Annotated in this window: 6 protein-coding genes and 1 pseudogene; 1 reads left to right on the forward strand and 6 read right to left on the reverse strand. The window is 72.3% G+C overall.

Going from position 1 to position 10,023, the window contains the following annotated elements; translation table 11 throughout:
* Nucleotides 1-323 precede the first annotated feature (323 nt).
* Both leuE and BFF77_RS07920 read right to left on the reverse strand, forming a co-directional pair.
* Nucleotides 324-1,018 (reverse strand): annotated as a pseudogene (gene leuE, locus BFF77_RS37880) (leucine efflux protein LeuE).
* A gap of 194 nt (nucleotides 1,019-1,212) precedes the next feature.
* Nucleotides 1,213-2,844 carry an acyl-CoA mutase large subunit family protein gene (locus BFF77_RS07920; protein WP_066945482.1) on the reverse strand — a complete coding sequence of 544 codons (1,632 nt, stop codon included), beginning with the start codon at nucleotides 2,842-2,844 and terminating at the stop codon, nucleotides 1,213-1,215.
* Between the two features lie 238 nt (nucleotides 2,845-3,082).
* On the opposite strand from BFF77_RS07920, the gene BFF77_RS07925 reads away from it, so the two are divergent.
* A complete protein-coding gene (locus BFF77_RS07925) occupies nucleotides 3,083-4,003 on the forward strand; it encodes a L,D-transpeptidase family protein (RefSeq protein ID WP_066945485.1) in 921 nt (306 codons plus the stop codon).
* Nucleotides 4,004-4,245: 242 nt separating this feature from the next.
* On the opposite strand, the gene BFF77_RS36190 is transcribed toward BFF77_RS07925, so the two are convergent.
* From BFF77_RS36190 to BFF77_RS07945, 4 genes are all read right to left on the reverse strand, one after another.
* Complete coding sequence (locus BFF77_RS36190) at nucleotides 4,246-5,454, reverse strand: hypothetical protein (protein WP_066945488.1); 1,209 nt, start codon at nucleotides 5,452-5,454, stop codon at nucleotides 4,246-4,248.
* On the reverse strand, nucleotides 5,454-6,290 hold the full coding sequence (locus BFF77_RS07935) for an RNA polymerase sigma factor (protein WP_066945493.1): 837 nt from the start codon (nucleotides 6,288-6,290) through the stop codon (nucleotides 5,454-5,456). Before BFF77_RS07935 ends, BFF77_RS36190 begins: the two co-directional genes overlap by 1 nt.
* A gap of 433 nt (nucleotides 6,291-6,723) precedes the next feature.
* Nucleotides 6,724-7,383, reverse strand: a complete 660-nt coding sequence (locus BFF77_RS07940; protein ID WP_066945491.1) for a hypothetical protein — start codon at nucleotides 7,381-7,383, stop codon at nucleotides 6,724-6,726.
* 308 nt (nucleotides 7,384-7,691) lie between these two features.
* A complete protein-coding gene (locus BFF77_RS07945) occupies nucleotides 7,692-9,305 on the reverse strand; it encodes a beta-N-acetylhexosaminidase (protein WP_066945496.1) in 1,614 nt (537 codons plus the stop codon).
* Nucleotides 9,306-10,023 lie beyond the last annotated feature (718 nt).

Consider the following 10,023-nt stretch of genomic DNA (forward strand, 5'->3'; position numbering starts at 1 on the left):
GGCGGGTCGGCAACAAGCTAGGAAACGCACACGACCCGAAGGTGAACTCAATACATCCGTCCGGGAAACGTCGCTCCTCGGACCGGGCAGGGGCCCGTCCGGCCGGGCCGGCGGACGTCACCGTACGCCCGGGATCACGTACGCATCGTGGCGAAACCGGAGACACCAGGAGACATCCGGGGAACAGGGTAAATCCGGTGAACAGGGCGAACGCGGCAGAACTGGATTCTGTCGCCGAAACCGTCGAACCGGCCAACCGGCCAACCGGCCAACCGTCGAAGCTGCCGAACTTGCCGAACTGCCGAATCGCCGCAGCCGCTGGATCAGGCGCTGCTGAGGGAGAGCTTCACCGCGAAACCGAGGAACAGCGCTCCCGCCACCGAGGTCATGCCCGCCGAGAGCCGCTTGCGGCGGCGGAAGGCGGCGGCCAGATGGGTGCCGCCGAAGATGAGGGCGGAGAGATAGAGGGCGCTGGCCAGATTGGCGAGTACCCCGAGCAGGACGAACGACAGCACGGGATGCGCGTATCCCGGGTCGACGAACTGCACGAAGAAGGAGATGAAGAACAGGATCGCCTTCGGGTTGAACAGGCTGATCACCAGGGCCCTGCGGTACGGCCGCTCCACCGCGGCGGGCGAGGCGGCGGGTCCGTCCGCCGGCGCGCCGGCGCGCCGGACGCTTCGCCGGACGCGACGGTCCCCTCGCCCTCGTGCCGGCTGCGCCACAGCGACCGGGCCGTGCGCAGCATCGCGATCGCGAGCCAGGTCAGATATCCGGCGCCCGCGTATTTGACGATCCCGAAGAGCAGTTCGTTGGCCTGGAGGAGCGAGGCGACCCCGGCCGCCGAGAGCACCATCAGCACCGTGTCGCCGCACCAGACACCGGCCGCCGCGGTGTAGCCCGCGCGTATCCCGCGGCGGGCCGCGACCGAGAGCACGTAGAGCGAGTTCGGCCCCGGCAGCAGAACGATCAGAACGAGGCCGACCAGATAGGTCGGCAGATCAGTGACACCCAGCATGGTGCGGAGTGTCGCACACACGGACGAACCGACGGAGGTGACTTCCGCGGATCGGGTCCGGCCCGCCGCACCGCCGCGCGCACGGCGGTGCGCACGGCCGTGCGGCGGGCGGTACAGCGGTACGGCGGTGCGGCCCGGTCCGGCCCTCGGGTCGCGCTTCGGCTCCGGGCTGCGCCTCAGCCCCGGGCTGCGCCTCAGCCCCGGAAGGCGTCCGTCGTCACATACGTCCCCCACACCTCGCGCAGCGCGTCGCACACCTCTCCCACCGTCGCCCGCGCCCGCAGCGCCGCCTTCATCGGCGGGAGCACGTTGTCCGTGCCCTCCGCCGCCTTCCTCAGCGCGGTGAGCGCCCCGTCCACCGCGCGCCGGTCACGCTCCGCCCTCAACCGGGCCAGCCGGGCCGCCTGCCGCGCCTCGATCGCGGGATCGACGCGCAGCGGCTCGTACGGTTCCTCCTCGGCCGCGTCGATGGTGAAGCGGTTGACACCGACGACCACGCGCTCACCGCTCTCGGTCTCCCGGGTGACGGTGTACGCGCTGCGCTCGATCTCGCCCTTCTGGAAGCCCCGTTCGATCGCCTCGACCGCGCCGCCGAGCTCCTCGACCCGGCCCATCAGCTCGACCGCCGCGGCCTCCAGCTCGTCCGTCATCCGCTCGACGGCGTACGAACCGGCGAACGGGTCGACGGTGGCGGTGACATCGGTCTCGTACGCGAGCACCTGCTGCGTACGGAGCGCGAGCCGGGCCGCCTTGTCCGTCGGCAGGGCGATGGCCTCGTCGTAGGAGTTGGTGTGCAGCGACTGCGTACCGCCGAGGACCGCCGCGAGTCCCTGCACCGCCACCCGCACGAGATTGACCTCGGGCTGCTGCGCGGTGAGCTGCACGCCCGCCGTCTGTGTGTGGAAGCGGAGCATCTGCGACCTGGGATCGCGCGCGCCGAACTCGTCACGCATGATCCTGGCCCAGATCCGGCGCGCGGCACGGAACTTGGCGATCTCTTCGAGGATCGTCGTGCGGGAGACGAAGAAGAAGGAGAGCCGGGGCCCGAAGTCGTCGACCTCCATGCCCGCGGCGACGGCGGTCCGCACGTACTCGATACCGTCGGCCAGCGTGAACGCGATCTCCTGCGCGGGCGTGGCTCCCGCTTCCGCCATGTGGTAGCCGGAGATGGAGATGGTGTTCCAACGGGGCAGTTCGGCGCGGCAGTACCGGAAGATGTCCGCGGTCAGCCGCAGCGAGGGCCTGGGCGGGAAGATGTACGTACCGCGCGCGATGTACTCCTTCAGCACGTCGTTCTGGACGGTGCCGGTCAGCGCGGCGGCGGGCACACCCTGTTCCTCTGCGACGAGCTGGTAGAGGAGCAGCAGAAGGGCGGCGGGCGCGTTGATGGTCATCGAGGTGGAGACCTGGCCGAGCGGAATCCCGTCGAAGAGCGTCCGCATGTCGTCGGCCGAGTCGATCGCGACACCGACCTTGCCGACCTCGCCGCTCGCGATCGGCGCGTCGCTGTCGTACCCCATCTGGGTCGGCAGATCGAAGGCGACGGAGAGGCCGGTCGTACCGTGGGCGATCAACTGCCGGTAGCGGGCGTTGGATTCGGCGGCGGTGCCGAATCCGGCGTACTGGCGCATGGTCCACGGCCGGCCCGTGTACATGGACGGATGGATCCCACGGGTGAACGGATACGAGCCGGGCTCGCCGAGCTTCTCCACCGGGTCCCAGCCGGCCAGTGCGCCGGGGCCGTAGACCGGCTCGACGGGCAGTCCGCTCCCGGTGGTCCGGGCGCCGCTCCCGCTGGTCCCGCCCCTGCCCGGCTCGCTCGCCATCGTTGCGCCTCCCGCTGGTCGATCCGTCGCCGCCGCCCGCTTCCTGACGGACTGTAGCGGCGCGCGCACGCCGGGCGACGGGCCACACGCGGGACGGCGAGGATGGTTACCCGCGCGCGTGCACAACCCTTACGGGCGGGAAGCTGTCTGACGAGAGGACCGAAGGAAAGCACGTCGTGGGACGCGGGACAGCCGTGGGACGCGGGACACAGGACACGGGAGAGACAGGGGGACGACAGTGCTCAGGACATCAGCCCTGCGCGCGGGCCTCGCCACGGCCGCCGTGCTGGCCGTGAGTGTCGGCTGTACGGTGCGGCCCGCGGACGGCGGGCCGTCGGCGGACGCCAAGCCGGGCGGCGCTCCGGTGGGGGCGCGCGTCACACCGGGCGGCGAGTCGGCCGAGCCGTCGCCGACGGAGTCCGAAGAGCCGTCGGCGCGCCCGGCGGCGGACCGTACGACCCTTCCGCCGCCCGCGCCCACCCCGAGCGAGAGCACCCCGGCCGCCGAGCCGGAACCCGAGCCCGAGCCGAAGCCGCTGATGGCGAGCGGCGACGAGAGCGAGCGGGTACGGGAACTCCAGGCCAGGCTACGCCAGACGGGCCACTTCGACCGCGCTCCCACCGGCTACTACGGCTCGGTCACCACCGCCGCCGTCGCCTCCTTCCAGACCGGACACGGACTGGAGCCCACCGGCGGGACGGACGCCGTCACGTGGGAGCGGCTGCTCGCCCTGACGGACCGGCCGACCCGCGACGAACTGCGCCCGCCCACCACCAGGCCGGTCGCCGAGCCCGATCCGCGCTGCCTGAAGGGACGGGTGATGTGCATCAGCAAGAACAGCCGCACGCTCTCCTGGATGGTCGACGGCACGGTGAGGGCCTCGATGGACGTCCGCTTCGGCTCGCAGTACACCCCGACCCGCGAAGGCACGTTCACGGTGGGCTGGAAGTCCCGTCACCATGTCTCGACGCTCTACGACACGCCCATGCCGTACGCGATGTTCTTCAGCGGCGGCCAAGCGGTCCACTACTCCGCGGACTTCGCGGCCCGCGGCTACACCGGTGCCTCGCACGGCTGCGTCAACGTCCGTGACGAGCCGAAGATCGCCCGGCTCTTCGACGAGGTCCGCACGGGCGACAAGGTCGTCATCTACTGGTAGGCCGGTCGCCCGTCGGCGGCACCGCCGCCGACGGGCCGGCGACCGGCGCCGGCCGTGGTGCAAAGGGGGGTGGCGCGGGCGGGACCGGGGGAACGTGACCCGCCCGCGCCGAGTGCGCTGAGCCGAAGGTACGGGGGGAACCCCGGCTCGATGCGCGGCCGATGACCAGTCGGCTCACTCTTAACTGCGTCACGGTCAGAAAAAACGTCACACTTGACGGCCGCCCTCGGGAAACCGGCAGGTCAGCGTGGCGGGAGCGACGAGCCGACCGGGCCTGTGCCGGAGTCCGGAGCCGGGTCGGGGTGCGAGGTGGCCGGTACGGGTGTCAGAAGTGGCGTCGGGGCGGCGGACGAAGGAGTCGGCGCCCAGAGCACGGGACCGCCGTCGCCACCGCCCTCGCCGTCACCGCCCGGCCCGTTGCCATGGCCGTTCCCCGGACCGTGCCCGTGGTCGTCGCCGTGGCCGCTGCGGCCGGAGCCGTCCCCTCTGCCGCCGTGGCCCCCGCCGCCCTTGTCGTCGGGACCGCCCGTACCGTCCTTGCCGCCGAGCAGCCGGTCGCAGAAACGCTTCGCTCCCCCGGCACCGTCGGCCGCCGACTCCAGAGCCGCCCCGCGCTCCGCGTCGATCGTGCCGTCGCGATAGGCGCGGCAGGTGTCGAGTGTCTCGCGGTACAGCGTGCCCACCCGGTCCCCCTGCGCCGAGGCCGACAGACCGCTCCCGGCGAGCGCGCCCTCCCCCTGCCCGGATTCGCCGTGCGCGTTCACACCGCCGATGCCGTCCGGGCCCTCCTCGGACGAGGGGTGCGGCGTGAACGGTTCCTCGCGGTCCGGTCCCGGAGTCCGCGAGGGACCGGTGGTGTCCCGGCCGCCGTCGGACGGCCCGGAGAGGCGCGGGCCCGGAGTCGTCACCGAGGAAACGGAGTTGGCCGGTACGGGATCGTGCTCGCCCGCGAACAGCGGCGGCATGACGCCTGCGCTCGCCACGACGGCGATACCGCCGAGCGCGCAGCCGGCCACCACCACGGCGAGTCCTCTGCGTACGGGCCGGCCGAGGCGCGGTGCGCCGGCGTCCCCGGGTGCGGCGGCGAGCCGTACCGCACCGAGCAGACTCCCGCCGACGCCGACGCCGACGCCGACGCCGACGCCGGCACCGATCCCGTCGCCCGCCCCGGCATCGGAGCCGACGCCCGCGCCGGAGCCGGCGCCCACGGCGCCCACCGTGCCCGTCGTTTTCCCGCTCGCCCTCGCCGCCCGGCGGAAGGCGGCCAGGGCGGCGGCCTCGCCGGGGAGTTCGGTGTCGTTTGCGTACGTGACGGCGGCCAGGTCCCGCAAGGTCTCGGCGAGCCGTTCCGTTCCGGCCAGGACACGCTCGTCCACGGCCTCCACGGGCTCACCTCGCAGCAAACTCTCCGCCGCGTCCTTGTCGAGCCACGCGTCACGCTCGTCGGCCATCACATGTCCTTCTGCGTCCGCAGGCGCGAATGCGTCACACCCGCGGACGCCGCGACCTCCGGTCGAGCGATGCGCTGCGGCGGTACGACACCGAGTCCGCCGCCGTGACCTGCGGAGGCGCGGCGCGCGCCGCGGTGACCGCCGTCGTCGGCCGCGTCGCCGGAGCCGCCGGCCGCCGTCGCGGGCGTACCGGCCGTACCGCCGCCGGGCCGGCCGTCCGCGGAGTAAGCGTTTTCCCGGGGGCCGTCAACGTCTTCGGCGCCATCGGGATAACCAGGACATTCCTCATCGGAGTCCAGGAGTTCCGCCAGCCGCTTGAGTCCGCGGTGCGCGGCCGTCCGTACCGCACCGGGCCGCTTGCCCAGCGTCCTCGCCGCGCTCTTCGCGTCGAGTCCGACCACCACCCGCAGCACGACGGCCTCGGCCTGGTCCTGCGGCAGCCGCGCTATCAGCGCCATCGTCCGGTCGGTGGCCAGCGCCTCCATGGCCTCGTCCGCCGTGTCGGACTCGGCGGGCTGACCGGTCAGTTCGGTGTCGTCGGCGCCGATGGCCGGGCGCCTGCCGCGCATCCGGATGTGATCGAGCGCGCGGTTACGGGCGATACGGGCGGCCCAGCCTCGGAAGCGGTCGGCGTCCCCGGTGAACCGGCCGAGGTCACGCGCGATCTGGAGCCATGCCTCGGAGGCCACGTCCTCGGCGTCCGGTTCGCCGACGAGTGTCCGTAGATAGCCCAACAGCCGCGGGTGCACCGCGCGGTACACAGTACGGAAGGCGTCCTCGTCCCCGTCCTGTGCCGCGAGCACCGCGGCGGTCAGCTCCGCGTCGTCCCCCAGCACTCCCACAACCTGTCCTGAAATCGCGGCTGGTCACTGCCGCGCCGCCCCACGCGTTCCTGAACGCTACGGCCTTCCCGCGCTCTCGTCCATGACTTGTACAACCAGCAACAACTTGCTGACGTTGTGCGGTGTGACAGAAAACGCATCCACGGCGCTGAGATGAGTACGGGGCCGCACTGCGGCCCCGGCGGACGGCGACCGGGGCCTCTCCTGTGGGGGGTGGCGGCCCCGGTCGTCCTCCTGGAGCGGTCGGCGCGGCGTCCGGTGCGCGGTCGGCCGGGGGGCGGTTTCGGGCTTCCGGTCCTCGACATCGCCCTCGTATGAGCCTCGCAGTCCGTATGCCTCACAGCCTGAACGGCTCACGGCCCGTACGGCTCACGGCCCGTACAGCTCACGGCCCGTGAGCCTCATGGGTTTTGCGTGACCCCGCGGGTCAGCTCTGTGCCCTGGCCCTTCGTGAGACCACCGCGCGCAGCACCCGCTGGCCCTCGGTCGACTGGTCCATGGCCTGGCGCACGCCCGCGGGTCCGTCCGTCTCGGCCAGGATCTCCAGGATCCTGATCTGGCGCCGGAGTTCACCGGCGACCAGCGGGCCGACGCCGTCCGTACTCTCCGCGCCGTCCACCGCGTCCGAGACCGCCACCGTGTCCTCGCGGGCGCGTGCCAGCCGCTCCGCGGCGGCGGCGCTCCCGCCCTCGCCCACCGCGTCGAACTTCTGGTGGATCTCCAGCGCGGCGAGGGAGCAGCTCTCCGCCCAGTCGCGCAGCGGCCCGGCCGCCCACTCCGAGGGCGCGGAGGCGAGCATGGTCCGTACGAGCGCGACGCTTTCCTCGGCCGGCACCGCGTCAGGCTCCGGCTCCGGCGCCGGCTCCGCCTCGGACGCGGCGGTCTCCACGGCCCGCCGTGACGCGGCCAGCCGCTCCGGCCAGTCCTGTTCCCGGACGGCCTGTTCCCGGACGGCCACACCCGCCCACAGCGGTCGCAGCACATCGGCGTCGTCCGCGAGCAGCGGCAGACAACGGTCGAGGCAGGCGAGTCCGCTCGCGGCCAGGCCACGAGCATCCGCCTGTGCGATCAGCTTCACCAGGCTCATTCAAGTCTCCCGTCGCGGGGGCGGTACTGGGCGTACTGGCGGTACTGACCCCTACTGCGCCGGACGGCTGGAATACGTCACTCGGTCACCGCGCGTAGATGACCCGCGACCCCCTTCCGGGCCGCGTACGCGCCGCTCCACCCCGCCCGGAAGGCCGCGAAGATCCGGTACGCCCGGAATTCCGAGCCCGTCGAGCAGCCGGAAGAACGGCACTGCCGCGAATGATTCCGGCCGCCGTGAGGGAGCGTCAGCCCGGCACCTACGTCCTAGGGCCGGGCACCCCGTCCTCAGCCCGGCCGCCCCCGTCCTCAGGCCGGGCCGCCCACCTTCCTCGCGAGCGCCGTGAACTCGCTCCAGTTCAGCGACGGCTTCGCCGGGTTCCACAGCTTCTGCGTCAGCGCGGCCAGCGGCAGCCGGATCCCGCGCGCCACCTGGTCCTCGGTCTGCGCGTTCGGGAAGTCGCCCCAGACCGCGAGCCGTCCGCCGAGGATCTGCTTCGAGTACCTGGCGTCGACCGGTCGCGTGCCGCGCAGCACCAGCGGAGTCCACTGCTCGTAGATCCGCTGACCGGTCGGATACATGAAGTTGTTCGGCTGGCCGAGCACGTAGTAGAGGTACTCGTCGTTGAGGTTGACCACCGGGCGGCCCTCGTCCAGATACTCCACCGGCTGCCGCGCCCCCATCTCCCGGCCCGTCCAGTACTCGATCTCCAGGTCCTTGTCGGCCTGGACGGCACCGTCCCGGAAGACACCGTCGTTCCACACCTTGTTCGTCCGCTTGAACTGGCGCATCGTCGCGGCGCGGTCGTTCGTCCAGCCCGTCGTCAGATCCTGGATCCGGCCCCCGCTGCCGTACTTCCGCACGGCCAGCGCGGCCAGCTTCGGATACGACGCCTCGGGATCGGCGACCACCAGCGCCTGGTACTCGTCCCCGCCGAGATGCCAGAACCGGCCCTTGAAGAGCCCGGCGAACTCACGCAGCAGATCGTCGACGAGCCGCGCCGAGGCGGGCTGGGAGATGTCGATCGCGCCCTTGGTGGCCACACCGGAGGCATTGCGGAGCTGGAGCGAGGGATACGCGGCCAGCACCGCGCCGAGATGTCCCGGGGAGTCGATCTCCGGGACGACCGTGATGTGCAGCCGGTCGGCGAGATCCAGGATCTTCCTGACCTCGGCCTTGGAGAGATGCTGCTTGGAGACGATCTCGGGATGGGTGGTGGACTCGATACGGAAGCCCTGGTCGTCGGAGAAGTGCAGCCCGAGCATGTTGAGCTTGAGGTCGGCCATCTCGCGCAGCCGGTTCTCGATCCAGCCCGGCGTGTAGTACTTGCGCGCGATGTCCAGGTTCAGCCCGCGCTGCGGGCGGCCGGGACTGTCCCGCACCGCGCCTTCGGGCATCACCCCGTCCGCGCGCAGCGACTGCTTGAGCGTGCGGGTGCCGTAGAAGACCCCGGCCTGATCGGGTCCGGTGATCCGCACGCGACCGCCACCGGTGGTGAGGGTGTACGACTCGGCTGCGCCGCTTCCGCTCGTGAGGGCCAGCTCGACATCGCCGGCACCTGCGGCGGCCGTGCCCCGGTAGGCGATCTTCAGCTCGTCGGCGAGCAGCTTCCCCTCGTCGGCCAGGCCCTCACTGCCACCGGCTATGACGACACCGCTGCCGGCGGACGGCTTCCAGCCGGGACCGCGGGCGGCCTTGAACGTGCGGACGGAGGGTATGGCGCGCGGCGCCGAGGAGAGCGGGAACGTGCCCGAGGGCGAGGGCGCGACGGCCGGTGCGGAGCGTGCGGAGGAGGCGCGGTCCGAGGAGGAGTCGGCGGCGTCCGAGGAGGCGGCGAGCCGCGACGACTCCGCCCCGTCCCCCGTACCCGCGCCGCCGCTGCCGGAGTCACAGGCCGCCGCCATGGTGGCGGTGGCGGCCATCGCGACCACCGCCGCGACCGTCCGGGAAGTCCGGGTACGCCGGGCACTCCCAGAGCGAGCGCGCTGACCGCTCCAGGCGCTCCAGGCGCTCCGAGCACTCTCGGTGCTCCGAACGCTCCGGGCACCGGGAACACACCGAGCACGCACAGAACGCGGCGACCGCCGGGGTATTCGCATCACTCCGCAACCTCCCAAAGAGGGCCAGGTGCACCCCCCACACCACGAAAGCGCGGCGCACTTACGGCGAAGGTCCCACGGCCACGTCCATCCCGCGCGGGGAAACTCTCCCATCCGGGTGAAAATGGCGCATCCGTCGGACGTACCCCGCGGCGCGTCGATAGCGTTACGGCGCATCAGCCTCTTCCGGCGCAACCGTCACACGGGCCGGTCCGACAACCCACCGGTCGGCCCGACAGGCCCACCCGGCCGGCTCAACCGGCACACCGGCGGAGTCAACCGGCCCGCCCCTTCCCACGTCTGTCCATACGTCCCGCTTCCGCCCTTACGTTCGTACCTCCGGCCGCGCCCCGCCGGCCGTCGCGCCGACCACCGCCCACGACCTCCGCCGCCCGCCGCGTTCGAGGAGCCCCCGCTGTCCAGCGCACCCCACGCCGGCCACCCGAACGGCCTCCACCGTTTCAACACCGCCGCGCCACTCGCCGCCGAAACCGCGCTGCTCACCTGCTGCGGCAGCCGACGCTGGGCCCAGCGGCTCGCC

The sequence above is a fragment of the Streptomyces lushanensis genome (assembly GCF_001700515.1).
In the GTDB taxonomy this organism is placed as follows: domain Bacteria; phylum Actinomycetota; class Actinomycetes; order Streptomycetales; family Streptomycetaceae; genus Streptomyces; species Streptomyces lushanensis.

Excerpts from the sequence above, each read along its gene's own strand:
- BFF77_RS07940 (WP_066945491.1), bottom strand. The coding sequence starts at position 7,383 with ATGAGCCTGGTGAAGCTGATCGCACAGGCGGATGCTCGTGGCCTGGCC.
- BFF77_RS36190 (WP_066945488.1), bottom strand. The coding sequence starts at position 5,454 with ATGGCCGACGAGCGTGACGCGTGGCTCGACAAGGACGCGGCGGAGAGT.
- BFF77_RS07920 (WP_066945482.1), bottom strand. The coding sequence starts at position 2,844 with ATGGCGAGCGAGCCGGGCAGGGGCGGGACCAGCGGGAGCGGCGCCCGG.
- BFF77_RS07945 (WP_066945496.1), bottom strand. The coding sequence starts at position 9,305 with ATGGCCGCCACCGCCACCATGGCGGCGGCCTGTGACTCCGGCAGCGGC.